Origin of the sequence: Paenibacillus eucommiae, from assembly GCF_017874215.1 — a bacterium.
Taxonomy (GTDB): Bacteria; Bacillota; Bacilli; order Paenibacillales; family NBRC-103111; genus Paenibacillus_AI; species Paenibacillus_AI eucommiae.
The window spans coordinates 34851-60556 of sequence record NZ_JAGGLB010000029.1 but is presented as its reverse complement, the minus strand read 5'-3'; the positions used below and the strand labels follow the sequence as shown (position 1 = coordinate 60556).

Genomic DNA, 25706 nt, shown 5'->3' with positions numbered 1-25706 from the left:
CAAACCAGTCCGTTTCAGCAGCACCTATTTTAACTACTGCTGTTCTTCTTCCCCGTCTCCATTATATCCATTTAGAAGATCCGTGCCAGGCATAATATCCGCGGGCGGAGCCGCAGGATCAACCGGGGTTCCCTCTTCCGCAACTGGACTGATTTCGGGATCCGGTTCTTCTACGATTAGCGTATCCGGATTAGCTGATAGCTCCGGGTCCACGTTCCTCATATCTTCAGTTTCCTCTAACGATGCTTCTCCATATACCATCTCTATAGTTGAAGTGGTTAAATCCTTTTTCATTAGAAAGCACCTCCTTACCGTCTATTAACCTTCTTCCACCTTTAACAAACAGTTTGATTTGAAAAACGCTTTGCTGGCTCCTTTGAGGAGCATGTTTGAAACTTGGATGCGTTACGGGAGGGAAGGGCTGTGGGCTCCAGCCGCTGTTAGAGATTTGTTCCCTTGAATGGAATGGATGAGGGGGTTGGAACAAATCTCTAAAGGCGGGCGCTATCGCTCTTCCTCCCACAGCCCTTCCCTCTCCTAAGCTACAATCACACGAACACCAAGCTCAAACTGACAGCCAGCAAGGTTTTTTCTCTTGCTTGGAGGAGTCTTCCTAGCGGGCAAAGGTCCTAGGAATGAAGAGCTGGCACGATCTGCTACTTTAACGATGTTTTTCATCGCTAAAAGCACCAGCTCGTCTCCACAACCTTACTTTAACAATGAAAAACATCGTTAAAATCTCTTTTTACCACCCAAAGAGGCCATTCGTGCACATATAGCGATGAAAAACATCATTAAAGTGGCTGATTGCCCTGGAATCACTTGCTTTAGCGATTAAAAACATCGTTAAGTGGAAGTCCCACTCAATTTGTGCTGCAAATATCTCCTTTATTCCTGTTTATTTGAGCAGAAACTGTAGAACCTGGACGGCCTCTTCCCCACCAGCTACAGCATGTTGAAATAACGGGATTCCGTGTGGGCCTGATGCATTTTTCAGATCGGGATTATCAGCCAGTATGGCGCTAACTATATCTAGCTTTCCTAGCATTGCTGCGGCAAACAAATCCAGCCGTGCTCCTTTTTCTAAAAGAAATTCTGCTATGTCTCTTCTTCCCATATGGGCTGCAGCCCCTAAGGCTGTTTCCCAATCTCCGCCACCCCAATCCCAGGCTGCATGTATAAGTCCCGGTTCTTGCTGCAGAAGCTCTTTGACACGATCTAGATCACCATGAGCATTACCGACAAATTCTTTGACCAAAGCTGGTTGAACCGCTTCTTTGTTTTCCATGGACTATTCTCCTTAGATTCGTTTTTTTAATTGTTATAGTAAGAGCGCAGCTGACGCTTGATGTCCTCTGGCAGTGGCTACTTCGCAGGGAGTCTCGCCCTTATCATTTTTAGCTGTTTTATCCGCGTGCTTTTGCAGCAAAAATTCTATAATCGCCTCGCGGCCAAAATAGCCCGCAACATGGAGGGTGTTGAAGCCTGACCTCCACGTTCCTTCACACTTAGCGTTTACATCTGCACCATGACTGACAAGCAGTCTAACAATATGTTCAAAGTTACCAGCGATCGCTGCATGAATAGCCATATTGTTTAAGCCGCCATCTTTACTTCTTGCGTTTACATCTGCACCTTGCTCTAGCAAAAACCGTACCGTTTCTTCGTTGCCAAAATGTGAAGCTAAGCCTAACAAGGTATACCCATCTGCACTATAGCTGCTTATAAGCTCATGTGATTCTGTCAGCAGCTCCCTTACTCGCGTTGTATTGCCTACTGCGGACGCCTCAAAGATACTTAGCTCTGCCCCATTTTTAAGCAGTAATTCTTTGATCTCGTTTGCCTGATAATAGGCTGCCATTAGAATCGCTGTCTCTCCCTTGCTGTTGCTTGCGTTTACAAGCGAAGAGTCTTGGCTAAGCAGCTCTGCTACCATTTCCAGATTGTTTATTTTGACCGCTTCAATCATTTCATTTCTCAGCTGATGAACGTTATCTGCCAGAACCTGCGCTTTTTTGAGCAGCTCTTCAGAGGATTGAATTCCCAGGTTCACGAAATGTGAGACCGCTCTTGAACGATTCGATTCCAGCCCTGAATCCACAAGTAAATCAACAGCTTTCAAAGAGACTTCATCCAGCCTGATGGATATGACAATACTTTGCTTTTTATTTGCCATGAGGGATACTCCTCTGAATTTTCATTTTGAATTCTTCTTTTCTTGTATTTTTAATTACAATATTACATTAACATAATTCATCTTAAATTTCCAACATTTATTAATTCAAAGCAGAGTTACGGAACAATCGACCCGAAATTGCAGATATGATAAGATAGATGGGGGTGAGAGGAGTAGTTTCCTGATGTTTAAAAAGGCATACTTAAAAAGCAATTGGTATAACCTTTTCATTTTACTGACAGCTGTTGTTTACAGCCTGGTTATGATCAAATTGCTTTTCATTAGAGGAAGATATTTTTGGGACGGTTATAATTATAATATTGTTCCCTTTCAGACTATCAAACAATATATCGTAAACCGCCATTATTTCAATACAGAAACCTGGGTCAAAAATTTATTCGGAAACGTTATTTTGTTTATACCTTTAGGCCTGTTTTTACCGTTACTAAACAAGCTATATATTAGAGCCTTGCCTTTTTTGACTTTCATTATCCTTCTGCTGCTAGCCATAGAATTGACTCAAATGTTATCCCGTGTTGGCAGCTTCGATATAGATGATATTATTTTGAACACTTTCGGAGCCGTAATAGGTCTTTGCTTTACCAAAATAATCATACGTTCAACCCATTCAACCGTTTAATCATTCTGTAAAAAAGATGCCCACTAACCTGCACGACACCATCTTCCGTAAATCCACGCTTCACGTACAATTGCTTTGCAGATGTATTCTCTTGGTCGACAAGCAGCATGATTTTATCATGTCCAAGCTCCGAGGCCTGCTGTTCGAACAACCGCAGCAGCTCGGAGCCGATACCCCGCCCCTGATAATCCGCATGAACAGCAACCGAATCCAAATAATATTCATCCTCGCGTGCTTCACGCTCAATGGCTCGTGTGGTACTGCCGATCGCGGCTAGCCGTTCGAGAAACGGACGATCCAGCGCTTCCGCTTGGCTCCCGTGATAAGCAAGCATAAAGGCGATTACACGCCCCTCTTCTTCTATAACCATTACGTTTTCGAAGCTGATCCTGTTCCCTTTCTCCCGAAAAAAAGCCTCCAGCACCTGCAGCGCATCCCCAACATCGTCAGTTCCTGCCAGTGTGTGGATGATGCCTCCTATCGCCGTATACATTAAATCTATCACAGCTGCCGCATCTTCTTGTTTGGCTTGTCGTATCATGAATTTCCCTCCTGAGGCTCGACTTACACCCCTAGTGAATCATATCCGCAATCGCTTTGCAAACTCACACAGCCCAAATTAAAAAAAACGGAAAAATATGTATTGCTTTTTAAAGTAAAATACATTACCTTATGAAGTAAGACGACATTCAAAAGTAATAATAATTACTCTACAGAAAATGAGGAGGTGTTTTCCAAAATGAAAGATGATCTACAGCTCAACGTTTCACTTTTACGTCGTCGTGTCCCAAATCTTACGACAGCCGCCCGTGCAGCCGGCTTACGGCCTGCCACTGTTTCTAACCTGTGCACAGGCAAAATTCCTGTAGGCAGGGCGGAAGTTAGAACCCTTGTAACGCTTGCTTCGCTTGCGAATTGCAGTCTTGATGAATTAATAATTCGAGGGAGTGGTGTATCGATGATTGAGACAGGTTTGAAAGTATTAGATTTGTTTGCGCCAGTAGTACGGGGAGGGACAGTTGGCCTTGTAGCAGGTCCTGGAATGGGGCAGCTAGTCACGCTATCCGAGCTCTTGCATCGTATGAAGCTGAGGGGATATGCTACCGTTGTTTGGAAACCACAGATTGATGCTGAGGGTTTTGAAGAAGTGGTGGCGGAGGCCGAATTTATTTGTACGACTCTAGAAGAAGTGTACACGCAAATAGCTGCTCTCAGTACGGATCGTGATGTGCTGCTTGGAGCAGATAGATCCATCGTTCTCTCAGGTGAACTATCGATGCTGCGGGAGCGGCTGCAAGAAGCTGGCACCAGACCTGTAACTATAGCCCTGGTGGACACTAATTTCGAGGCTGCAGACGAAGATGTTCCTTACGGGCCCTTGGATACACTATTGAGATGTGATGCGGACATGGCATCGCGCAATCTTTTCCCAGCCATAGATCCTGTGTTTTCTACCTCTACCGTTCTCGAAGGAGCGCATCTTGAGGCGACCCATTTGACGTTGCAACAAAGAGCGCGAAAGCTGCTTCGCCGCTACCGGGAGCTGCGTTCGCTGGTAAGAGCACGGGGATTAGAAAGTTTGCCGGATTCAGATACACTGATTTATCGCCGGGGAGAACGGTTGGAGTCGTTCCTTACACAGCCGTTTTATGTGGCAGAGCCATTTACGAACAAACCCGGCGAGTGGCTAACGCTTCAGGACACAATAGATGGGGTCCGACGCGTTTTGGATGGTGCTGCCGATGATCTGGAGGTTGAACAATTAACCTACATCGGGCATTTCAAGCCAGGGGATAAATAAGGGGCGTGAGCTCCACTTAACGATGTTTTTCATCGTTAAAGCAAGTGTTCCCAGGGCAGTCAGCCACTTTAATGATGTTTTTCATCACTATATGAGCATGAATGGCCTTTCTGGGTGGTAAAAAGGGATTTTAACGATGTTTTTCATTGTTAAAGTAAGGTTGTGGAGCCGACAAGTGTTTTTAGCGATGAAAAACATCGTTAAGTAGCAGCTCTTCATGCCCAGCGGCTGGAGACCGCCGCCCTTCCCTCCCATACGAATAAAATCGTTAAGCGATGAACTTCTATGATACACTGATAATAGGAAACTACTATCAGCAGCAAGGGATTGATAGACGATGATAAAGCTAGTATCATGGAACGTTAACGGATTAAGGGCATGTGTAAACAAAGGCTTCAACACTTATTTCAATGAAATCGGAGCGGATATTTTTTGTATTCAGGAGACTAAGCTGCAGGAAGGACAAATCGCCCTGGAGCTCGGTGATGCCTATACCCAATATTGGAATTATGCGCTTAAAAAGGGCTACTCGGGAACTGCCATATTTTCAAAAATCAAGCCACTATCGGTCAGGTACGGCCTAGAGGAGCAATCGGAGCCTGAAGGGCGGGTAATAACGCTTGAATTCGACGCTTTTTATCTGGTCAATGTATACACGCCAAATGCCAGACGCGATCTGTCCAGACTTGAGTATAGACTTGAATGGGAAGAAAGGTTTCGAAGCTTCCTTCTGCAGTTAGACAGCCACAAGCCTGTAATTATTTGCGGCGATCTGAACGTGGCCCATCAGGAGATTGACCTGAAAAATCCGAAATCCAATCGCAACAACTCCGGCTTCACCCCGGAAGAACGGGACAAGATGAGCCTGCTGCTGGACTCAGGGTTTACGGATAGTTTCAGATACTTTTATCCAGAGCGGGAAAATGCTTATACCTGGTGGTCTTATATGCCTAAGGTGAGAGAGCGGAATGTCGGCTGGAGAATTGATTATTTTCTCGTATCGTCAAGACTGGAGCCGCTGTTAGATGACGCGCAAATCGATTGTGATGTACTGGGCAGCGATCATTGCCCTATTATACTGAATATATCCGAAAGCTCCGAAAGCAGCCTATAAACACAGCGGCATCTTCCACCTCGTATAAGAGGCTAAGAAGATGCCGCTGCTTTTTATTACCAGCCGAGGTCAAGCGTGCTGCCCGTCTCCGCATAAGTCTTGATATTGCTCAGAATGACAGGCCAATTATTTTCCGTATGGACACGTGAAGGATGGTTTGCCGACCATTGATCGTTAATTACAGTCAGTTTCGTACAGTTCCCCACCGTCTCAAGAGTAAAGGTAACCCGGGTTGTATGTTCTGCGTGATCGGGATAATAGGACGGGCCGGGATGCTCCGAATAGCTTAGAACTTGATTAGGTTCAAATTCAAGCACATTGCCGTAAAGATAAACAGTCTCGTCCCCATCTTTGCCAGGCCCTACATAATCAATAGAAGCCCCGATTTCAAAGGTCGACCGGATGGTGGAGCCATAAACCGTTTTTTTGGTACCTTCTGGTGATATGAGGATCTGCCAAACATCCTCCTTTTTTGCCGCGATATAAAATTGATATTTGAGATCCATGGGTCGGCCTCCTTGAAAGATTGATGTTATTATTCCTAAATTATATAATAGACTCCCCTACTTGCAACATCACGGAAAGCGCCCAACTCATACGAGCCCCGCTGCTTCTCCCACAACGACAATGCCGGGAGACATGGCAGCAAGCGTTAACCGGAATGTAACCTCCTCATTGCTCCAAGAGGCTTCCGCTCCCGTTACCAGCAAGTCTTCCTCACCACCCAGCAGCGCAAGTGAAATTGTGAATTCAAGCTCCCGCTCCTCTTCCATCAGGTTGAAAACATTGATTACCCCACCAGAAGTTCCTTCCAGTGTATGGAGGTGGACATGCTCAGCTATGCCGTGGAACGTTCCGCGAACGAAATAAGGCTTCAGCTTCTGATATACGCTTAGTTGATCCCGATAGTCCGAATAGCGCTTCTCTTGGTCGTACGCAACCAGCTCTCCTGCGAACTCAACGGTAGGATGGCTATACTTGCCGCCGATGCCCAAATGCCGGACCGTGGAAGCAGTCCACCAGAAGAAAACACAGGCATCGTTATCAGCGGCCATTGTAATGTGCAGATATAGGGGAATGCTGCAGCCAAGATTGTAGTAGTAGAGGGCCAGCGCTTTGCCAGTCTTCAGGTCCTCGATGCAGTTCCACATATATTCGAAGCCCCAATTTTCATCATAATAGCCCACGCCTTCCGGTCCCTGACGGAAATAAGTCGGCACATATAAGGATGTCGTCCAAGGCCAGACTGGATCATGGACTTCCGTCAGCACAGCGGGATACTGGCGGCGAACCTCGCCTGCGAGCCGGTACACAGCTTTAATGTGATCTATTGCAGTTGAAGGCACTTGATGACCATGATTGGGATTACTGCAAGGTCCCCGCCAATCCATCTCATCAAACATCATAAATCGCATACCCTGTTTCGTAATGGCCAAAATTCTTTGTAATTTTTCATTAAAATACTCCGGGTCACAAAGGCACGGCTCCCAAAAATGGTATCCCCAAACAGGCTCCATGCGGTCAGGCTGCATAAGTCCATAAGAATGCCGGACGTAATGGTCTTCATTCCAACCATCCTTGTAGGCCCGAAGAATTGTACGATAACCAAGGTCAAGATTATATTGCTCCTTCAACTCATGGACAAGCTCAGAAACGTCACCAAGCCGCGACTCATCCCAAAGGGTCAAGCCTTCAGCAACTTCCCAACCTGGATCCAGATAGAGGAGCTCACAGCCGATATCCTTAGCTTTGCTGGCCTCCTTCATAATGGCTTCTTTATGGTAATGTATACGAAGCTGTTCAGCATTGGAGTGGTGCCAGCCGATATCATAGAGCACATTCCAATTGACAGGCGGATTATAAGTACGGCCAAATGTGTGGCCCCTGTTCTCGAGAAAGGTACGATAAACAGCATATGCTGTTTGAATATTGCCCTCATATGGAAAATAGTAGGTTTTACCAAAGGTAAATGTCTGTCCCGGTTCCAGAGTAGACGAATCTGAGGGCTCACTGAAAAGTGAGAGGCCCGCCCCGCCGTATCGCAGCACTGCTTCCCCCTGCTCATTAGCAGCTCTGGCAACGGAATACTCAACTTGCTCGTTATTATACTTGATGATGACAATGCCATGATGATCATCCCCCCATGCCCAAGCTTCTGAACGAAGCCCTTCCTTCAACAGGAGCGGCTCTTCTCTGGAGAGATCCGTTTGGTCTGCATTTATGGCTTGTCCCTCCACAAGCTGCTTAATTGTATAATCGTGGACACTTCCATCCAGTTGAACAAGAAACGGAATAGCCCTTAGGCGATAATCCGATTTGTCTTCCAGCTTCTTTGTAAAGCCGAAGTATACCTGCTTCAACATAAGAGGATGAATATTGGGATTCGTTATGGAGATCTCTTCAGATATCCCATCCCCTTCATGGCGAAACCTTTGCTTAAGCAGTATGCCAGAAGCAGCAAAGCTTCCTTGAAGTTCCGCGTCATCTTCAGAGTGAGTCATCGTAGACATTTCTAAATTCCCCTCATATATCTCCTGATCGTTACGGGAATATCTCAGCGCATATTGATAGGGCAGATCTGAATAGCTTTCTTGAGAATCGACAGAAATAAGGCATGGAGAGTCATTTGTGAATGCAATTCGCAGCATGTTTACTGTCTCCTTTATTCAGTTTTTAACGCACCTGTCCATAATCGCAACCGCTTTCAGAGACAACAAAACGATACGATCTTTTCACTCTGGAACTGCCTCTGAGCCTTAGGTCCGTTATTTTGATTATACTACGTTGCGTATGAATTGCATCATAAATAATGGTAAATTAACACATCGTTTAGTTCACTTATCATCTATCGTCTACTAGTGGGACCTTATGGGAGTGATCATATAAAAGGAGTTCAAGGTATCCGTTGGCTGCACAAGAATTGGCTTGGATGGACCGGAAAAGCTTAATTTCACTTGCTTACTATCAATAGCGCGCATAATTTCAATCATGTATCTGCCGTTGAAGTGTACAGTAATCTCATCTCCAATGAGCTCTTCCACAGGAACCTCCTCCATAACGTCACCAATTTCTGCTGTTTGTGAAGTTAGCACAATTGAATTCGTTGAGGAGACCTGTAATTTCACAACTTTGCTTTCTCCTGCTAATAAAGAAACGCGTTCAAGAGCGTGCCATACATGAAATGTATCCAGAACAATTTCTGTCGTACATATTTCCGGTTTGACTTTGTCCACTGAAGGATAGGTTCCGTCTATTAATAATGATTGCATAAGTAAGTTGTTTGACTTGAAAATTATTTTATTATCCCCTATCCCTAGTTCTGTCGAGGTATGCTCATCACCTAGCATTTTGGCATAATCGGATAAATGCTTTCCTGGAATAATAACATAAGTCGCCGTACTAGCTAGCTCTGTTGTTATGTAATGATTAGTAGTCTGGGAAGATAGCCGTACGCCATCTGTTGCTATTAGCCTAAGATCCTCGCTGCTAAAATGGCACATGACACCAGTTAACACAGGTCTGGCTTCGGAAGTGGAGACAGCGAAAGACACTCGTCTGATAAGGCTTTTAAGCTGATCTTTCGAAAAAGTAAATCTGCTATGTAGGTTAAGCTCAGAAATTTGAGGATAATCCCCTGCATCTGCCCCGCACAAGTGATATACGGCGTTATCTGAATGGATTCCAAGATTGAACGCCCCTTTGATTTCTAGCTTAATAAGACCTGCAGGTAAATTACGAATAATCTCAACGAAATGCCGTGAAGGAACAACAATGCTTCCACCCTCATATACAACTGCTTCCTCTTCATTATAGGGAATTCTGTACTGCAGCATCATGCCTAAATTACCAGCCGTAAGTGTTAAACCCCTGCGATCGGCTTCTAGCTTAATACCTGATAAAATCGGGATAGCGTTTTTTGTGGCGGCAGCATGTGCAACATATTGTAGTCCATTCATCAGCAGCTTTTGGCTTATCTTAATCAGCACAACGCTTCACCTATCCCCTATATGCTCTTGTCTAAAATAAGCTTCGATAATACCCCGCAATCCTTCAGATTTCGAACATTTAAGTGTATTGCAATGGTTTTCGAATTCATTCCAAATGTCAGTGGATAAGGTTAAGGAAACTTTCTTCGTTTCTCCGAGTGCTTTTCTTCCAGACCCGTCACGCGATCCTCCTTTTGAGAACATCATAGACAATTGCCCTTCATGCTTGGGCACACCTAGTTTTATATGTTTGTTTGTCACCTAGCCCACCTCCATTGAAAAAGGTTACCAAAATCAAAATATACATATTTTTACTTTAGCATAAGCCTATCCTGGTTGCAACATCGAATGTGCCGTTCAAAGTTTTCAAATCAAAAAAAGGAAAAACATTCCACGATGGGAATACTGCGTTCTGGTTTTCGTACAGGCTTAATGGGGAATATCGGCACCAAAATAGGTGCTGCCATGCTGGATACCGACATAAATACACAAGACCCTCATACCCTGCAATCCAATTTAAAAAAGATGAAGGATGCTTCAGCGGATTTTTGTGTTATGGAAGTGAGTTCCCAAGGGCTCCATATGGGCCGTGTACTTGGCTGTGAATTTCGAACGGCTGTCTTTACTAACCTGACTCAAGATCACTTGGATTATCATGGAAGCATGGACAATTACCTCGCGGCTAAAGGGACTCTTTTCTCAAGAATGGGCAATTCTTTCTCGCCAGACCCTGCTAAACGTAAATTCGCCATATTAAATGCCGATGATGAGGCCTCGAAGATTTTGAAAAGCTTGACAGCAGCGCAAGTGATTACATACGGCATTAAAAACCCGGCAGATATCATGGCCAAAGAGATTCAGTTGACCTCGAAAGGTACCACCTTCCAGCTGCTTTCTTCTGCCGGAACGACGACAATTGAACTAAACCTGGTTGGTACCTTTAATGTCTACAATGCACTCGCGGCTATCAGTACAGCTCTGGCTGAACAGATCCCGATTGATGTTATTCAAGCAGGGCTGCTCGATTTAACAACCGTTTCTGGTAGAATGGAAGTCATTGATGAAGGTCAGGATTTCCTCGTGCTTGCCGACTATGCGCATTCTCCGGACGGTTTGGATAACGCGCTTTCTACCTTATGTGAGTTTGCGGATAAGAAGATCATTACCGTATTTGGGTGTGGTGGAGACAGAGATCGAACCAAACGTCCCATCATGGGCAAGCTCGCTGCCGCATACAGTGATTTTGTTATTGTTACTTCCGATAATCCCCGGACTGAAGATCCAAAGGGCATTCTAATTGATATTGAGCATGGCCTAAAGGAATTTGGGGCCTCGCCTGAATCCTATGAACTGATTGAAGATCGCAGACAAGCCATTGAACGGGCAATTGAAATGGCTGGTACGGGAGATATAGTCTTGATCGCAGGAAAGGGGCATGAAACGTATCAAATCCTGAAAGATCGCACCGTACATTTCGATGATCGGGAAGAAGCCAGAGAAGCGATTCGTAAAAGAGTACTGTAGGAAAAGTAGGCCCTAGAAAAAGCTAATAACTTCTTGAAGAGTCAGCACCAGCTCCGTCTGCTCGTCCATGTCTTTCAGCCTTACTTTTCCAAGGCTTTCTTCATTTTCACCGATCAGTATGACATACCGGATTCCTTTGGAAGAAGCCTGCGTTAGTGATTTTTTTAATTTTCGTCTGCCTGTGTCTAAACTCGTACGAATACCATTTGCTCTCAGATTTGCTGCAGCAGCTAGTGCGCTAGCGATGGTTGCTCCAATAGGGATGATAACAACCGCGGCAATAGGTGTTTGTACGGGGCGATTCTCGAGCATTTCCATGATCGATTCCATGCCAAATGAAATGCCAACGGTTGGATATTGAATATCATCCCTGCCAACTAGCTGACCAATGATCGCATCATACCGGCCGCCACCCCCTAAGCTTGAAGGGAATAAGCCCTCAGCATCAAAAATTTCATACACCGTTCCCGTGTAGAAGGACAGCCCGCGTGATAGAAATGGATCGAATTTGCAAGCTTGCCCAAGTCCCAATTTCTCAATCAAATTCTGCAAAACCTGGACCTCTAAAGCACCCGGATAGTTCTGAATTCCATATTTACCAGACACTTGTTCGAACGTTTGGCCTTTCATTTCAATCAATTCTGTAATTCCATTTATGATTTGAGCATCCAGTCCCTTGCTTACAAGCTCTTTTCTTACACCGTCATTTCCGATCTTTTCAACTTTATCGAGTGTCAGCATGACCGACAGCTTGTCATCAGACGGTACCCCAATGGCTTCAAGCACCTCTCCCAAAAAACGTCTATTGTTCCATTTAAGTATGATCGGGATACTCAACCTGTTGAACACTTCAACCGCAAGCTGCATAAGCTCAGCCTCAGCCTCAGGTCCGTCTATGCCCACAACATCAACATCACACTGTAAAAATTCACGCAGACGCCCTCGTTTGACGGGACCATCACGAAAAACCTTCCCGATTTCATACCTTTTGTATGGAAGCTCTATGCCGGGATTTAGTGCGATTACTTTGGCAAAAGGAATGGTCAGATCGTATCGAAGTCCAAGATTTCTACTGCCTTGATCGGTTAGCTGGTACATTTCTTTTAATATTTCGTCACCTCCCGCATACTTCGAGGCCAAGAGATCAAGCTCGTTCAGCAAGGTTGAGGACATTTCGTCAAAATCATACAATTCAAACACCTCTTGAAGAGTAGTTTGAACTTTCTTTCTAAGCGCTTGTTCCTTTCCGAAAAAATCGTAGGTACCTTTCACATTTTGCATAATCCCATCATTCCTCTCTTTTTAGATAAAACAAAAAAACGCGCAGGACCTCTTGGTCCTGCGCGTTCGGATATGCCGCAGGGAGGCCAACGCGAGAAGCGTTAGCCCACCCTGATTTTTTACAGGTGTGCTAACGCCGCTTGTGATGATGAAGTTGATTCAGCCTAGTTGTATACATAATGGGGATCTCCTTCAACACGTGATTACAAAAAATTATAGCCGATCCTTCAAGGCCATGCAAGCCCACTGTTTATTTGGACTGAATACGAATTTCCAGATCATTCACAACTTGCAGCCAGTTATTATAGTCTTCAGTTTCTTCCCATAACTCTTTTAATTCCGAACTGTTCTTGATCAGCTTAATGGCCTCTTGCGCTAATGAAAGCAAATCTGCTCCTTGCCCTTTATGTATGGTGAGCCACTCTTCCAGGTCCTCAACATAACTGGAGCTGCCCCCCCCGTCGTTTTGACAGAGGGGAGCAAGCTAAAAAATGATTACGAAAATATTTCTTAGTATTACTACAAAAGCTGACGCACAAGCTGCCATCCTGTTGAAGGTGGCTGTAAAACATATTGGCTTAAAGTTCCATCCGATTTTTCAATGGCAACTAAAATTCCATCAGGAACTGGCAACAGGTGATGAATCTCGCCGTTCTCTACAAGTTCAGCTGCCAGGGGAGTTATCACCGGAATTAGCGCTTCTTCCAGCCACGTTCTTTCCCTAAACCATTGTGGAATTGGCACTGAAACAGGATAACCCTCATGTGGTGCGCCTAGTTCAATGGCCATTTCCTGCGGATCAGACGATAACTTACGATCTTCTCCTACAGCAGCTACGAAACGCAGACACAGCTCAATCGTGTTGAGCACTTGATCGTAATTCAAAGAACCGTTTGCATAACGAATTTCTACAGTCCCTATATCGAACCATGGCGCTGCATTGATCCCACAACGATGGGATTGCGGGCGTCCTCGATGCCGAAGTGCCTCTGGATCTTGGTTCAAAAGAAAGCGTTGATGCATCTCCCCCGTAACAGGAGGACAAAATATCAGCCTATGCCGGCTAGTGTTGAATAAGGCTTGTAAAGTTTGTTGATACAACAGTGCAGCTTCTATTAATGGGAGTATAACCGCCTCTCCCCAGTGCTCTAAACCTATGTGAACATGCAGTCCGCAGCTCCAGTTTGCAGAAGCACCTTGCGCTTGAAGCCGGCTTAACATCTCCCGAATCTGCTCTTTATCTTCCCACTGAATTGGAGGAGATTGAAGCTCACTACCTGAGGCTGCACCTGTTTCGTCAATTTGCTTTTCATCCAAAGCCATAACCCAGCCAGGTAACAAAGCACAATTTTCCGGGTTTCCCCCAATAAACTCAATTTCAACACCGAATCTTAATTCTTTCCAATTCACTTTTTTCGGCCACATGTTCTTCTTCCTCTCTTTTAGGTTCATTCACAGTCGTTCCTGCAACATGAAAGAGAGGTGGTGGACCACGAGATTAGCGGGGGATTTTTTTTCTGAACATAGTACTCCTCCTCATGATGATGTTTACACGAAGATTTAACAAATATGGCTACATATTTAACTTCCCAAGATTTAATTGCCAGGAGACACCGAACCGATCCTGTACCCAACCAAATTTTTCGCTGAATGGACTAGGTGCTAATGGCATCAAAACGGCACCATCTTGAGCAAGCTTTTCGAAAACCCGATCGATCTCTTCTTCAGTATCACATGTTACATACAAGGATATGGATGGAGTGAATGTGAATTCATCCATATGGAAAACTGATCAAGCCAGTAACAATAATCTTTGCCCCATTATGACTACAGAAAGTTCTACTTGCTCTGCCCGCTCTCTAGCGTAATCGACTCGCCCGGCTTCAACGCCTTGCCTTCGATACCGCGGCGCTCGAGAAGCTCTACGAAGTTCTGCCCGTCCTGCCGGATCAGCTCGAACGTATTGTAATGAACCGGAATGACCCGCTTCGCATTCAACCATTCTGCCGCATCCACAGCATCCTCCGGTCCCATCGTATACACATCGCCAATCGGCAGGAACGCCAGATCAATATGATGCTTTTGGCCGATCAATTTCATATCGGAGTACAGATTGGTGTCGCCAGCATGCAAAATCGTAAGCCCCTCCCAGTGGATGAGAAGACCTGCAGGCATACCGGCATAGATGATCGACTGCTTGTCATGCAGCACAATGCTTGAACTGTGGAACGCAGGTACCATCTGAACCTCAGCAAATCCAAGAGACAGCTTGCCTCCGATGTTCATATCCTGAACGCGCACGCCCTGCCAGCTCATATACGTAGCCAGCTCATGAATGGCGATAAGCTTCGCATCATTTTGCTTGGCAATCGTGATAGCATCTTGAATATGATCAGCGTGGGCGTGCGTCAACAGCACATACTGCACTTTGATGCTCGCCGGATCAACAGAAGCGGACGGATTATCTGTCAGGAACGGATCGATGATGATCGACTGTCCCCCACTCGTCAACTGCACACAAGAATGACCATGATACTCTATTTTCATCCCTTTTACCTGCCCTTCTTTAAAATAGTTTAGTATGCCCACTCCATTATGCCCAACTATCTATCCATGTAAATGGTTGAACTGGCATTCCCTAGACAATGAATCTCAAAGGAAAGAACAGCCACTTATCATCAACAAACACCACCATACAAATTCCAAGCACAAAACCACAACCAACAATCAAAGTGGAGCGCAGCTTGCCTTTCAACATCCGCAAAGAGCTGCCAACAGCCAGAGTTAAAAAAACAAAGGTTAAACCTACAGTGAATTGGCCAATCGTAAATCCTGCTATAATACTAAACATGTACACGCCTAAAGCCGAAATCCAGTAAAGCCAGCGGTAGCCCATTATTGCCAAAACTGCTGTTATGAAAGAAATAAGCAATGATGAGTAAGCAACTATGCCCAGCATTTTCATCATTCCCTTCGCAAATTCTTTGAGATAATTATAACATTTTTGAGCTAAATGATGGTAATTACACTCCTTCTTGGGTATCCATTGTGGAGCGTGTTAGAGCATTCTTCACTTATTACTTTCTTTGAAAAAGATAGCCCTAATAGCAAACCGCGGTAAAATCATCTGCCTCCGCCATCTCGATGGTTGATTTATTAATCTAAATAGCCATTCTACATGCAATTTCTGCCAAATCTCCGGCGCCCGCTTAACCTTCCCTGCGATGATATCCAGACTCCCCCCGACACCAATGGCAATTTTGGCATTAAGACTTGATTTATGCTTATGGATCCAGCGTTCAGCATACGGGGCACCGAGAGCTACTATTAATACGTCAGGTTCTAATGAGCGAATTTCTTCAACAATCTTTAGGCCTTCTTCCTCACTAAAAAAACCATGATGACCACCTAATACGGATACATTCGGGTAGGTTTGAGTAATGACTTCCGACGCTCTTCTATTCGTCACCTCGTCTGCTCCAAGAAAGTAAAAAGACCATTTTTTCCGATTGCCGGCCTCAAGCATTTTTATAAGAAGATCGCAGCCCGTAACCCTCTCAGGAAGGTGGCCCCCTTTAATCCGGGATACCATGACGATTCCAATCCCATCTGCAGTGATCAAGCCAGCCTCATCTATTATGGAGCGCAGCTGTTTATCATTTTGGCATGACATTACGATCTCAGGGTTCCCGGTAACAACATGGAAAAGCCCCGCTTGGTCTTGATCAATTACCTTACCGAGCAATTCCAAGGTTTGCTCCATTGTAATTTTTGGAAACGGAATCCCCATAATCCTTGCGACATTGTTCATTGAAAATCCACCTGCCGATCCAATCATAAGTTATGTATGCTGTGAGTCTCCATCATTTGCTCAATATGATCATGGTAACTAATGTTCCTCAATTTAATTCTGGATCTTATAGTAAAAAATCGTTGCAGCAAATTCACCGTTTGCAGATTCTGCATAGTTAGGAATGCGTCCAGCCTGGATATAACCTATTGAAGCATACAGGTGGTTGGAAGGGTCCCCTTCTCTTGTATCGAGAACTAACAAAGATCTCCCCTCCTGCTTCGCTCTTTCCTCTGCTCTTTGCATAAGTAAACGGCCAATACCCTTGCGTCTGCCATTCAAATGTACCATTAATTTAGCGATTTCGGCTCTATGACTACCGTTCTGCTTATTACATAAATGCAATTGTACAGTGCCGACGAGCTGATTGTTTATTTTGGCGACAAATAAGATCACTTCAGGGTTCAATACATGTTCCCAATAGAGAGCGGCCTCTGAATGCTGCAGGGGAGGTAAAAATCCAACCGACGCGCCATCCTCCACTACCTGAATCAGAAGCTCCGTAAGCTCATTCAAATATTCTCTAGTTGAACTTAATTGCTCGATTTTCACCTGACTACTCACACAATCACCTTCAATCCGTATGTTCTTCACTTATCCAATCTGAAACACAGCAATCTCCGGCGGACAGGCGAAACGAAGAGGGATTTTCACCGTTCCCAAACCACGGTTAATATAGAAGCTCTTGCCTCCCTCTACAATTTTCAGCCCAACATGGCAATCTTTATACGCACCTATCGTTCGACCAAAAAGTCTTATCTGCCCTCCGTGAGTGTGCCCAACAAGCAGCAGATTATAGGGCAATTGCTTTCTGTCTACCGTATCAATAATCGTTGGGGAATGGGCAAGGAAAATCACATAGTCATAGTGTTGCAAACCTGCGCGGCTAACGCTAATTCGTTCATTTCCATAAATGGAGTTATCGAATCCGTATATGAATAGCTGCTTATTGTTTATATCCCTTAGTGCACCATTGTTCTCTAGAACAGTTATTCCTTGCTTCTGTATAAGTTGAATAATATGTGCATATTCATCTGCAGAAAAAGAACGTTTACGGAATTTATAAACTTCCTCACGCTCATAATTACCTGGAACAAAGTAAATGTTACGACACTCTATTTTTTGAAGTTCATCCAGAACGCGTACTAACTGCTTCTTTTTTGAGGCTAGATCCCCCGTAATGACTACATAGTCAGGTTGAATTTTGTTTACCATTTTGCTTAACGATCCATTTAAAAATCGAGTACGACCATGTAGATCAGATAACTGGACAACGGTAAACTTCGAGTTTGATCTATGGGGCATAGAGCCAAGTGAATGATACGAATGCTTTACATAAAATGTCTGAAATACAAGACCAACTATTACTGCAGCTGCCAAACATATAACGATCATCATTATCAGAAGTTCCTCCGCCGCGTGAAAGAGATTCATTCGGTAATAATTGACTTGGCTAAGAAGCAGATGGTTCACTTTTATATTAGGATCTCATATTCTTTAACATAAACAGCACTTCCAGTAATCTCAATATCGAACTGACCATTGCTCCTTGATACGGATACTCCGACTCTTCCGTGCTTACCTATTTCATGACCTTGCTCAACTACAAGCTTTATTAAGGAATCTGAACTATTGTTTATATATCTAGCATAATACGCGCCCATGACACCAGAGGCCGTACCGGTTACAGGGTCTTCAATCGTACCAGAAAACGGTGATGAAAAATGGCGCGCATGCATATGTGCATCTGAATCGTATGTTTCTAAACAGAAGGGATGAATCGAAGCTTTAGGCATTTCTTTTAAAATATCAGGAAAAAGTGCATTATTGGGTTTCATTTTTTTGAAAGTATTAAGATTTTTAACAGGAATCAATAACGTCCATATCCCCGTACTTCCATATAAGGTAGGCAAGTTTCTATCGATATCCTCATCTTCGACTCCCATTGAAAGGGCCAAGTCTCGAAGCGAACCGTTGAATTCTTGAAATTGCGGAGCGGCTTGCTTCATTGTTATGTAAAGCCCCCCAATCGAATCAAAAGTAAATCTAATCGGCAAAACTCCTGCCTTGGTTTCAAGGGTTAAGGCCGTTTTATTATCCAACAACCCTTTTGTTTGCAGTGCATACAGAGTTGCCATTGTTGCGTGTCCGCAAAGATTGATTTCATGACCAGGTGTAAAATAACGTATCCGGAGATCGGCTTTATCCGATACAAGCGGGAAAGCGGTTTCGTTAAAACCTACTTTTTCTGCGATCTCTCGCATTTGCTCATCCGACAGGTCTTCTCCGTTCAATACTACTCCCGCCGGATTTCCCATATTCGGGATATTACTGAACGCGTCGTAATGATAAACCTTTATTGGTTTCACAAGTGCACCTCCAGCGCTTCAGGCCTACGTATCAAGCTTTAATTTACGGTAATTATTCCTTATATAGTTATAGCCCGAATATACCGTCAAAACTAATGCTATATACATAAGTATTTGGTCGATCGGAATGTCAGTAAAGTAGCTAAACGGACGATTATTTAACAAAATCGCAGCGATTGCAATAACTTGAAAAACCATTTTTATTTTACCGTACTGATCCGCTTGTAAAGCCATTTTCTGCGATGCAGCGACAATTCGGATGCCTGTTATAATGATTTCTCTCCCTATGATAATTAATGCAATCCAGGCATAAAGCAACTGTTGGCTCACCATAAGGATCAATGCGGCTGAGATAAGCAGTTTATCTGCCAATGGATCTAGCAGCTTTCCCAAGTTCGTTATTTGATTGTATTTCCTGGCAATGTAGCCATCCAGCTTATCTGTTGCTGACGCAAGCAGAAAAACTGCTGCTGCATAATAAATGCCATATACATTGATATGTTGAATGAACACAGATTTCTCGGCGAGCCAATCCGGATAAGTGGGGAAGAACAAAATAAATATTGGGATCATTAATATCCGCGCAATGGTAATTTTATTCGCAAGATTCATAGGTCGTTCTCCTCTTTCATCGGTTTCAGCATTCCATCTCATTGTACCATAAAGCGGAATACATTAAGAAGAAGAAGTGTTGCTCCATACCAAAACGATCTTTCCACTGGTATACACAGTAAAAAAAAAACACCCTCTTCAGGGTGCGTTTGCTTTTATATCCTATTGTTCAACATTTGTTTACCATCTATTTATAGTATGAAGTTGTCAACGGTATGAACATTCCGCCATCGGCTTTCACAGAGGCAGTAACAAAGATCTCTTCTACACCGCCGATATCAATCTCAATCGTTTTCAGACCGTCTTGGATAGCAATTGTTTCTTGCTTAAGATTAATATCATTTTTGGAATCTTCCACAGAGAATTGTTCAATATCTTTTCCTGTTGCAGCAACCTGAAGATACAGCTTCTGATATTTCCCCTTCGGATACAGCATAAAGCCGCTCGACCGGGACGCTGTGGCATTGTCAAAATACACTTCTTTGTAATCCTTATCCTTGTAAGTGGTCAGTGCCGGATCTTTCGTGTGGTAATTCGAGCTGCTAAATCCGGTACTAATGGCTACGCCTTCAGCCTTTTCTCCCAGCTCTACTGTCGATGTCTCCACATTCCAATCCACGGCCACGTTCAATGTTTTGGCAATGCCTCTTACTGGCAGGTACGTGTTTCCATTATAAGTAATCGGCAGTACCACAACGCCCTGTTCATCTTGAAGCTGTACTGGGCTGCCGTTGTACTTCACCTGAATGCCTCCGTTTAGATAAGCCTTGATTTCTTTCAGATTTGCACCGGCATAAACACCAACACTTGTACCCAGCAGCATAGTAGCTCCAAGTGCGGTAGCGATAAGCTTCTTTTTCACTTTATTTCTCTCCTCTTCCCGTAAAATGCTGTGCTTCATATCTGGCGTGGAAAATTCAAAAATACAATAAGTAATACGCGAATTCTACAATAAAAGTTTCGGAAATCAATATTTTCGATCCATTTGACCTATACCTTACAAGTTGTAACTATTTCCCTAAAAGGGCCGTCTGTAAACAGGGGGTGATTATGTTTTGGGAAAGCTTTATATTTATATGATGATCTTGATTATCGTTGTTGGCTCTGTTTTATCTGCATGTGGAAACAAATCAGTTTCAGATTCGGAGAACGTCCCTTCCACAGTTTCTGACACCATAGATGCAACCATTGTATATTTAACGGATACGGTGGGCGATCCAGATACGTTACAAGCTTCAGACATGATTCCACCAGAACGTGCGGCAGCAGCTGCGCAGGACTACGGTCCCCGTACCGGAAAATGGTTCGAAGGAGAGCATGGATTTAATCTCATCACTTCCTTCTCTTCAGGAGAAATTAAGGCAGGAAGTGCGGTTGGGGCCGCATTAGGCAGTATTCCGGAAGGACGTTCCGTCCGTTTTCAACTAACAAGCCGGGACAAGGCAGGCCAACGGATTAAACTTATTAAGGAGTACTCAGCCGATATTCAAAATACGGTTAATGGCCGTGTGGATTTTGCGCACAAAATGCCCGACCAACCGAACACCAATTATTTGCTCAGCATAGAAATTCTTTCTTCTGAGAACGTTGTTGAGGACACCTGGCTGACTCCTCTTTTTGTGCCGGCTTATGAGCTCAATGCCCGCCTTACTGTCAAACCTCCTGCAGAAGCTTCCGATGAGACAAACGGCTCCGGTCAGACAATTTTAACCCTATACAATGCCGGGCCAACGGATTTGTACTTCGGTTATGGATACGATGTTTATCGCAAAGTGCCTGAGGGATGGAAAGTGGTACCCATCCATGGTGAGGTTGCCAGTATTGCGATGCATTTGAAGCCAGGGGAATCCTTTCAGGAGAAGGTTGAATTATCTGCAAAGCTTGAACCAGGGCAATACCGGATCGTGAAGCATATTCAGGGATATATGACTGATCTGACTTCAAGATTGGCTGCTGATTTCATTCAATAGGTACAGCAAAGAGATACTAGTGATATTCAGCCTAATTAAAAATTAACTATGTTAAAATAAATAGGCAGCCATCGGCTGCCAAGAAAATTAAGTTATTCTATTTTATTTATTACTATCGCTTAAGGAATTAGCTTGTCAAATTTATACGGATCAATTACTTCTGGATCATAATCCACGTTCTTTCTCGCTTCGCTTTGCAAAGAATGATTACATGACTTACAAACGTAGCTGCTTGATTGTTTACTTTTTAATTTCTCATATTGAGAATGATTGCTGTCGATCAGATGCTCAGTTTTACAAAACATGCATGTCACCTTCATCTCACGAGCCTCCTCATTATCCGTTAATTGAAACTTAAAAAGCTCAGAATCTCTTTATTATATTCATCCCGTTAATAATCAGCATGCTTAATCTCCATTGCGGGGAGACCTCAACTACAAGTTACTATAAAAGGATGAATTTAACAACAAATTTCACAATAGTTCGCCGTATATTTCCGGTTGTTTGTAGCATTTTTGTGAAGTCCTCCTTCTCACTTCATCCGTGGAATAAAAAGGTATTTCCTCCTAAAAATCGAATACAACCTAACAGTCAAATCAAACGTTTTATTGGAGGTTAAACATGAAATGAAAAATGAACAATTTGCCCCGCTGCTTTCTTATGTTCAGCATACTCAACAAGACGTTGGGTCCTCCGCTGCCGCACTGATCGTGATTCAGGACGATAAAATTGCTTCAGAATGGTATAACGGAAGTCATCATTTCAAATCGGGGGCACGTGAAGTTTCCGCAGCTTCCTTGTTTAACCTATACTCTGCAAGAAAAACTTATGTTGGATTAGCGACCGCAATCGCCATAGTTGAAGGAAATTTAAATATAGACACGCCCGTCTATGCGTTTATCGATGATATTCCTCCAGACGAGCTAGGTGCTATCACTCTGCGCCATTTGGCGACAAAGACAGGTGCGAAATATTTTGGCAAAAATAGAATCGAACGGGAAGAACTGGCGGGAAAAGTCATAGAACGTATTACAGGGTTTAACATTGCTGAGCTTATTACGAGGAAAGTCCTTCAGCCGATGCAGCTATCAGAAACTGAATGGGTCACTGCTCCTAAGGAAAATCTGGTGTGTGACTTTCAAGCTGGAGACGGCTACGCTTCTGTCCGAATCGAATCTAACGAGGGTCATGAACGCAATCTCTACACAAGTACAAGAGACTTTGGTTTCTGGGGATACTTGCACTTAAAGAAGGGCTTCATAAACGGAACGCAGTTGCTGCCCGTAGAGGTTTTTGAGCTATTCGAAAGCTTGAAGGCAGAGGAAGGCATCGAGAAACGGATTTTGGGCTGGTATTATCAACAGGATTGGTATTACGCTACGGGTGCCGCGGGCTGTCATTGTGTGGTAGTACCTGAGTTTAATGCGGTCGGGGTTCGAATGTATAATAAATACACCGATAATTATAAGGAAGACCAGGCTGTCTTTAACAGCACCTTACTAAACTGCTTAAAAAGCCGGTAATCCCTGTAATGCCGGGTGATCTTGGAGGTACAGCTCATTCTATAATGTTCTCATTTTCAATCATGCCCTTAAGAAGCTGCAGGCGCTCATCCCACTTGCCGCCAATCGCTTGAACCCAACGTTCCAGCTCGCCGAGTGGGGCGGGAGTGAGAAAGTAGCGTTTCTCGCGTCCCTGCTGCTGAACCTCTACCAGGCCGGCATCTTCGAGCACATTCAAATGCTTGAGAATGCCCTGACGCGTAAGGGGATACAGCTCAGCCAGTTGGGTCGCTGTCTTCGGACTGTTTTCAGCAAGGTTCTCAAGCAGTTTTCTGCGGAAGGGATCCCCAAGGGCCGCGAATATGGGCTCCGTGCTCAATAAGGCAGCCTCCTTCCTTCCAGATGCGCCTTTAAGTTTTCCAGTGACATGGCATAGCCCTCTTCTGTTGGCTTCGCCTGCTCCCTGGTCTCATATCCAGTTTCGGTTATTGTCACGCGTGTTCCGCCATTTTCCTCCGCGAGCAAAAAGGTGGTCACCATAGCATGATCTGGCGAGCCCAGCTCCCAACGAAGAGCGAAGCGCTGCAGCGGCACAACAGCCTCACGTACAACCGTTATCTGCTCCAATTCGTTAGCCTCCCATGTGAAATTAATAAGTTGCATATAGGATAACACGAGCTTCTTATTCGTGCAACTGCTCTATAATCGCTAAAGACATATGAGGTATTAAAAAGTAATAAATGGTTTAATGCTTTCTTTCAGTGGGATGATAGGATCTCCAATTAATCTTTCCAAATCGGATGAGGTTGAGGACGTATCAGTTTTGCCCAGAAAACCATAGATCCAGTTTTGGATTAGAGGATCCTGACGGAGAGAAACGGGCTTACCTGCAAGCTCAGACAGAGCTTTCGTCAGATCATTGAATGTCCATGGACGCGGCGCGGTGAGCTCATAGGTTTTATTTTCATGACCAGATTCAGAAAGAACTGCTGCTATTCCTAAAGCAAGATCGCTACGCATCACCGTATTAAACTTCCAATCCCCAGGATATGTGCTCAGTTCACCTGCAGCTATAGCATCATTGAGACCAAGTACTCCAACAAAATCAGTATACAAGGCATTTCGAAGAAAAGTATGCGGAATTCCGGTCGTAAGAATGGCATGCTCCGTCGCCAAATACAAATGAGATGGTGAAATCGAGCCTGATCCAAGAAAAGCAAAGCTTGTAAAGAGGAGATGTTTAACTTTCATTTTTTTCGCTGCTTCTAAGACATGCGCGTGTTGGCGAAACCGAATCGTATCATCTTGATTAGAGCTTGAAATGAGTAATAGCTTAGTGACGCCAGCAAATGCTTGATCCAGGGATTCAGGTTGATCATAGTCACAAAAACGCACCTCAACTCCCTGCTCTCGAAATTCGTTTGCTTTCTCTGTGTTGCGAACACAGGCAATAATTTGATCAGCCGAAACTTTCTGCAAAAGCTGCTTGATGATTAAACTTCCTAATTGGCCATTGGCCCCCGTAATTGCGATTGACATGGGGTTTCATCCTTCCTATTGTCACAAATTTTTCGATGAATTTTAGTTAAGCCCTTAACTATTTGTATAAAAAAATCATATTAAGTTTTTCGTAGTTTATTTAGTATAACAAGAAGCTGCTTCAGCTCCTGCTCTTCCAGCACCTTCATTTTCTCCGCAATCTCTTGACGATTTTCAGGTAAATATTTTAAAAGGAGGCTCTGGCCTTCGCTCGTTATTGAAATCACCGTTTTTCTACCGTCCTTAGGATGACTTGCCCGACGAATTAATCCTTCGTTTTCTAATGGGATCAGCAAAAGACTAATATTCGGTTTCGTAACGCCAATTTTCTTGGCGAGCATTGAAGGCAGCAGAGTGCCTCCTTCCTTCATAATTTCAACCAAAATTCGAATTCTGGCACCGTTCAGACCTTTCGATTGCCAATATTTTTCCGAAACATCGACCAAATTCGCAGTTGCTTCAACCAAGGAAAAAAAAGCCTGCGTATGCAGCGGTAAATCAAGCACGTATTCTTGCAAGTCTTTCATAATTTCACCACCATTAAATAGTTAAGCACTTAACTAAATTGAATTTACTATAGATTCATGCTATTTGTCAAACAGACTTTTAGCAGCCTTGATCTCAGGGTCAATAATTGCGCGACATTCTCTTGCAACTACAAAGGAAAACGTAAGCTGTACGCAGAAATCTCTAGTACGTCGCTTCAATGAAAAAGAATGAACGAGGAGGAGATTTCATGGATAGCAAAACGAATATCGAAACCCTGATGCAAGTAAAGCAATTTCAGATGAACGCCATACAAACAATCGGGTTCAGAGGGGACGGTCCCCAGGACGAACAGAAGCTATTTGCAGCTTTGAAAGCCCGAAAGGTTGAGATTCCGCATCGAATCAATGAGCATGAGTATTTGATAATTAGCCCGGACGGATTATATGCCGCTGCTGCGGTCTCCACCATAGGGATTGTTCCTGAAGGTATGGTACAAATAACAATTCCTGCGGATGGCTACCAGGTTTTTCGATTTGAAGAAAAGTATATCGGTGATTTCTGGGACTTTTTCTGCAACAAACCAGCTCAGGACAAATATAACTTGAACGTTGATAAAATCCGATTTGAGATTTTCAAGGAAGATCTCCAACCACAGGGTGTGACCGAAATCTACTTTCCGATAAACGGATAAAATCACAAATCAAATAGATAATAACCATCTAGCGATTGCATTCGGAGTCGCTTTTTTCTATTCTCTTCACTATTTCTCATCACCATTTTCTCTGTAATTTTAACCCCCTCCGCTCTTGCGCATTTCTATGAAGCTCAGTCTATAGTTTCCAGAATGCACATA

Annotated in this window: 30 protein-coding genes and 2 pseudogenes; 7 read left to right on the top strand and 25 right to left on the bottom strand. The window is 43.9% G+C overall.

Annotated elements, in window-relative coordinates; translation table 11 throughout:
• Nucleotides 1-33 precede the first annotated feature (33 nt).
• From J2Z66_RS31475 to J2Z66_RS31465, 3 genes are all read right to left on the bottom strand, one after another.
• Nucleotides 34-294, bottom strand: coding sequence for a hypothetical protein (locus J2Z66_RS31475; protein ID WP_209976731.1), 261 nt, complete (start codon nucleotides 292-294; stop codon nucleotides 34-36).
• Between the two features lie 604 nt (nucleotides 295-898).
• Nucleotides 899-1288, bottom strand: coding sequence for an ankyrin repeat domain-containing protein (locus J2Z66_RS31470; RefSeq protein WP_209976730.1), 390 nt, complete (start codon nucleotides 1286-1288; stop codon nucleotides 899-901).
• Nucleotides 1289-1321: 33 nt separating this feature from the next.
• Nucleotides 1322-2176, bottom strand: a complete 855-nt coding sequence (locus tag J2Z66_RS31465; protein WP_209976729.1) for an ankyrin repeat domain-containing protein — start codon at nucleotides 2174-2176, stop codon at nucleotides 1322-1324.
• A gap of 184 nt (nucleotides 2177-2360) precedes the next feature.
• On the opposite strand from J2Z66_RS31465, the gene J2Z66_RS31460 reads away from it, so the two are divergent.
• Complete coding sequence (locus J2Z66_RS31460; protein ID WP_209976728.1) at nucleotides 2361-2816, top strand: VanZ family protein; 456 nt, start codon at nucleotides 2361-2363, stop codon at nucleotides 2814-2816.
• Here J2Z66_RS31460 and J2Z66_RS31455 read toward each other — a convergent pair.
• Nucleotides 2788-3357: a GNAT family N-acetyltransferase gene (locus J2Z66_RS31455; protein WP_209976727.1), complete on the bottom strand. Its 570-nt coding sequence runs from the start codon at nucleotides 3355-3357 to the stop codon at nucleotides 2788-2790. The genes J2Z66_RS31460 and J2Z66_RS31455 overlap by 29 nt on opposite strands.
• A gap of 198 nt (nucleotides 3358-3555) precedes the next feature.
• On the opposite strand from J2Z66_RS31455, the gene J2Z66_RS31450 reads away from it, so the two are divergent.
• Together J2Z66_RS31450 and J2Z66_RS31445 are read left to right on the top strand one after the other, a co-directional pair.
• Nucleotides 3556-4617 carry an ATP synthase beta subunit C-terminal domain-containing protein gene (locus J2Z66_RS31450; RefSeq protein WP_209976726.1) on the top strand — a complete coding sequence of 354 codons (1062 nt, stop codon included), beginning with the start codon at nucleotides 3556-3558 and terminating at the stop codon, nucleotides 4615-4617.
• A gap of 340 nt (nucleotides 4618-4957) precedes the next feature.
• Nucleotides 4958-5731 (top strand): exodeoxyribonuclease III, encoded by a 774-nt coding sequence (locus J2Z66_RS31445; RefSeq protein ID WP_209976807.1) that lies wholly within the window; start codon nucleotides 4958-4960, stop codon nucleotides 5729-5731.
• Nucleotides 5732-5787: 56 nt separating this feature from the next.
• Here J2Z66_RS31445 and J2Z66_RS31440 read toward each other — a convergent pair whose 3' ends face one another.
• The 4 genes from J2Z66_RS31440 to J2Z66_RS31425 all read right to left on the bottom strand — a co-directional run bounded on the left by J2Z66_RS31440 (nucleotide 5788) and on the right by J2Z66_RS31425 (nucleotide 9978).
• Nucleotides 5788-6237, bottom strand: a complete 450-nt coding sequence (locus tag J2Z66_RS31440; RefSeq protein ID WP_209976725.1) for an SRPBCC domain-containing protein — start codon at nucleotides 6235-6237, stop codon at nucleotides 5788-5790.
• An 87-nt stretch (nucleotides 6238-6324) separates the two neighbouring features.
• Nucleotides 6325-8379, bottom strand: coding sequence for a hypothetical protein (locus tag J2Z66_RS31435; RefSeq protein ID WP_209976724.1), 2055 nt, complete (start codon nucleotides 8377-8379; stop codon nucleotides 6325-6327).
• A gap of 207 nt (nucleotides 8380-8586) precedes the next feature.
• Nucleotides 8587-9717, bottom strand: a complete 1131-nt coding sequence (gene dnaN / locus J2Z66_RS31430; RefSeq protein WP_209976723.1) for a DNA polymerase III subunit beta — start codon at nucleotides 9715-9717, stop codon at nucleotides 8587-8589.
• A gap of 6 nt (nucleotides 9718-9723) precedes the next feature.
• A complete protein-coding gene (locus J2Z66_RS31425) occupies nucleotides 9724-9978 on the bottom strand; it encodes a hypothetical protein (protein ID WP_312894855.1) in 255 nt (84 codons plus the stop codon).
• Nucleotides 9979-10113: 135 nt separating this feature from the next.
• Here J2Z66_RS31425 and J2Z66_RS31420 point away from each other — a divergent pair, with 135 nt between their 5' ends.
• Nucleotides 10114-11241 carry a UDP-N-acetylmuramoyl-L-alanyl-D-glutamate--2,6-diaminopimelate ligase gene (locus tag J2Z66_RS31420; protein ID WP_312894854.1) on the top strand — a complete coding sequence of 376 codons (1128 nt, stop codon included), beginning with the start codon at nucleotides 10114-10116 and terminating at the stop codon, nucleotides 11239-11241.
• Between the two features lie 12 nt (nucleotides 11242-11253).
• Here the strand turns inward: J2Z66_RS31420 and J2Z66_RS31415 are convergent, their stop codons facing one another.
• The 12 genes and pseudogenes from J2Z66_RS31415 to J2Z66_RS31360 all read right to left on the bottom strand — a co-directional run bounded on the left by J2Z66_RS31415 (nucleotide 11254) and on the right by J2Z66_RS31360 (nucleotide 20215).
• Complete coding sequence (locus tag J2Z66_RS31415) at nucleotides 11254-12522, bottom strand: histidine--tRNA ligase (RefSeq protein ID WP_209976721.1); 1269 nt, start codon at nucleotides 12520-12522, stop codon at nucleotides 11254-11256.
• A 250-nt stretch (nucleotides 12523-12772) separates the two neighbouring features.
• Nucleotides 12773-12955 (bottom strand): annotated as a pseudogene (locus J2Z66_RS31410) (DUF4259 domain-containing protein); the annotation flags it as partial.
• Nucleotides 12956-13041: 86 nt separating this feature from the next.
• A complete protein-coding gene (locus J2Z66_RS31405; protein WP_209976720.1) occupies nucleotides 13042-13974 on the bottom strand; it encodes an amidoligase family protein in 933 nt (310 codons plus the stop codon).
• Nucleotides 13975-14095: 121 nt separating this feature from the next.
• A pseudogene (locus J2Z66_RS31400) lies at nucleotides 14096-14296 on the bottom strand (VOC family protein); the annotation flags it as partial.
• Nucleotides 14297-14361: 65 nt separating this feature from the next.
• Nucleotides 14362-15069, bottom strand: a complete 708-nt coding sequence (locus J2Z66_RS31395; RefSeq protein WP_209976718.1) for a metal-dependent hydrolase — start codon at nucleotides 15067-15069, stop codon at nucleotides 14362-14364.
• A 91-nt stretch (nucleotides 15070-15160) separates the two neighbouring features.
• On the bottom strand, nucleotides 15161-15490 hold the full coding sequence (locus J2Z66_RS31390) for a hypothetical protein (RefSeq protein ID WP_245375978.1): 330 nt from the start codon (nucleotides 15488-15490) through the stop codon (nucleotides 15161-15163).
• 102 nt (nucleotides 15491-15592) lie between these two features.
• The gene (locus tag J2Z66_RS31385) at nucleotides 15593-16333 is read right to left on the bottom strand and encodes a WecB/TagA/CpsF family glycosyltransferase (RefSeq protein ID WP_209976717.1); all 741 of its coding nucleotides are present in this window, start codon (nucleotides 16331-16333) and stop codon (nucleotides 15593-15595) included.
• 93 nt (nucleotides 16334-16426) lie between these two features.
• Entirely contained in the window at nucleotides 16427-16936 is a 510-nt protein-coding gene (locus J2Z66_RS31380; protein ID WP_209976716.1) for a GNAT family N-acetyltransferase, read from the bottom strand.
• A 30-nt stretch (nucleotides 16937-16966) separates the two neighbouring features.
• Nucleotides 16967-17770 (bottom strand): metallophosphoesterase, encoded by an 804-nt coding sequence (locus tag J2Z66_RS31375; RefSeq protein WP_209976715.1) that lies wholly within the window; start codon nucleotides 17768-17770, stop codon nucleotides 16967-16969.
• A 77-nt stretch (nucleotides 17771-17847) separates the two neighbouring features.
• Nucleotides 17848-18741: a PhzF family phenazine biosynthesis isomerase gene (locus J2Z66_RS31370; protein WP_209976714.1), complete on the bottom strand. Its 894-nt coding sequence runs from the start codon at nucleotides 18739-18741 to the stop codon at nucleotides 17848-17850.
• Between the two features lie 24 nt (nucleotides 18742-18765).
• The gene (gene pgsA, locus J2Z66_RS31365) at nucleotides 18766-19353 is read right to left on the bottom strand and encodes a CDP-diacylglycerol--glycerol-3-phosphate 3-phosphatidyltransferase (RefSeq protein WP_209976713.1); all 588 of its coding nucleotides are present in this window, start codon (nucleotides 19351-19353) and stop codon (nucleotides 18766-18768) included.
• A gap of 187 nt (nucleotides 19354-19540) precedes the next feature.
• Complete coding sequence (locus tag J2Z66_RS31360) at nucleotides 19541-20215, bottom strand: stalk domain-containing protein (RefSeq protein WP_209976712.1); 675 nt, start codon at nucleotides 20213-20215, stop codon at nucleotides 19541-19543.
• A gap of 193 nt (nucleotides 20216-20408) precedes the next feature.
• On the opposite strand from J2Z66_RS31360, the gene J2Z66_RS31355 reads away from it, so the two are divergent.
• Entirely contained in the window at nucleotides 20409-21323 is a 915-nt protein-coding gene (locus tag J2Z66_RS31355; protein WP_209976711.1) for an immunoglobulin-like domain-containing protein, read from the top strand.
• A gap of 119 nt (nucleotides 21324-21442) precedes the next feature.
• Here the strand turns inward: J2Z66_RS31355 and J2Z66_RS31350 are convergent, their stop codons facing one another.
• Nucleotides 21443-21643 (bottom strand): DUF2197 domain-containing protein, encoded by a 201-nt coding sequence (locus J2Z66_RS31350; protein WP_209976710.1) that lies wholly within the window; start codon nucleotides 21641-21643, stop codon nucleotides 21443-21445.
• 306 nt (nucleotides 21644-21949) lie between these two features.
• On the opposite strand from J2Z66_RS31350, the gene J2Z66_RS31345 reads away from it, so the two are divergent.
• Complete coding sequence (locus J2Z66_RS31345) at nucleotides 21950-22846, top strand: serine hydrolase domain-containing protein (protein WP_209976709.1); 897 nt, start codon at nucleotides 21950-21952, stop codon at nucleotides 22844-22846.
• 34 nt (nucleotides 22847-22880) lie between these two features.
• On the opposite strand, the gene J2Z66_RS31340 is transcribed toward J2Z66_RS31345, so the two are convergent.
• The 4 genes from J2Z66_RS31340 to J2Z66_RS31325 all read right to left on the bottom strand — a co-directional run bounded on the left by J2Z66_RS31340 (nucleotide 22881) and on the right by J2Z66_RS31325 (nucleotide 24891).
• A complete protein-coding gene (locus tag J2Z66_RS31340; RefSeq protein ID WP_209976708.1) occupies nucleotides 22881-23204 on the bottom strand; it encodes an ArsR/SmtB family transcription factor in 324 nt (107 codons plus the stop codon).
• The gene (locus J2Z66_RS31335) at nucleotides 23201-23452 is read right to left on the bottom strand and encodes an SRPBCC domain-containing protein (RefSeq protein ID WP_209976707.1); all 252 of its coding nucleotides are present in this window, start codon (nucleotides 23450-23452) and stop codon (nucleotides 23201-23203) included. Before J2Z66_RS31335 ends, J2Z66_RS31340 begins: the two co-directional genes overlap by 4 nt.
• Before the next feature lie 99 nt (nucleotides 23453-23551).
• Entirely contained in the window at nucleotides 23552-24364 is an 813-nt protein-coding gene (locus tag J2Z66_RS31330) for an SDR family oxidoreductase (RefSeq protein WP_209976706.1), read from the bottom strand.
• A gap of 80 nt (nucleotides 24365-24444) precedes the next feature.
• Nucleotides 24445-24891, bottom strand: coding sequence for a MarR family winged helix-turn-helix transcriptional regulator (locus tag J2Z66_RS31325; RefSeq protein ID WP_209976705.1), 447 nt, complete (start codon nucleotides 24889-24891; stop codon nucleotides 24445-24447).
• Between the two features lie 209 nt (nucleotides 24892-25100).
• On the opposite strand from J2Z66_RS31325, the gene J2Z66_RS31320 reads away from it, so the two are divergent.
• Nucleotides 25101-25544, top strand: coding sequence for an effector binding domain-containing protein (locus J2Z66_RS31320; protein WP_209976704.1), 444 nt, complete (start codon nucleotides 25101-25103; stop codon nucleotides 25542-25544).
• Nucleotides 25545-25706: the final 162 nt, after the last annotated feature.